At 60.0% G+C, this 445-nt stretch carries 1 protein-coding gene; it reads right to left on the bottom strand.

The annotated features are described in order from the left end of the window. A partial coding sequence (locus J5M71_RS28520; protein WP_207839015.1) for a cyclic nucleotide-binding domain-containing protein occupies positions 1 to 445 on the bottom strand: 445 nt, incomplete at both ends.

A 445-nucleotide genomic window follows, 5' to 3' on the forward strand; every position in this document is an offset into this window, starting at 1 on the left:
GACGGGTGTTCAGCGAGTATTGAGTGCCGAGAGTCTCCACGGCTTTTTGCTGGACTTGCTGGTTGACCTGATCGAGCAGGCTGCTCACCCCACGCAAGGCGAAGTCGCGGAAGGCGCTGGAGAGGGCGAACAGTTTGATGAACGCCAGTTTGTTCAGTTGCAGGCAGAAGGTGTCTTCGCCCGCCAGATGTTCGGTGCGCGTGGCGCGTTCACCGAGCAGCGCGGCCAGCGGAAAGCATTCGCCGGTGGTGATTTCGAACGTGGTCTCGGTGCCGGGCTTGGTGATGTGCTGGCGTTCGCCGACCACCCGACCCTGTTTGACGATATGAAAGTATTCCACCGGGCCGTCGGCCGGTTTGATGATGCTCTCGCCCTGGGCGAAAAAACGCAGCTGACATTGCTCCACCAGATAGGCGAGGTGGGCGTGTTCCATCTGATTGAAGGG

Origin of the sequence: Pseudomonas sp. 43(2021), assembly GCF_017490805.1 — a bacterium.
Lineage (GTDB): Bacteria > Pseudomonadota > Gammaproteobacteria > Pseudomonadales > Pseudomonadaceae > Aquipseudomonas.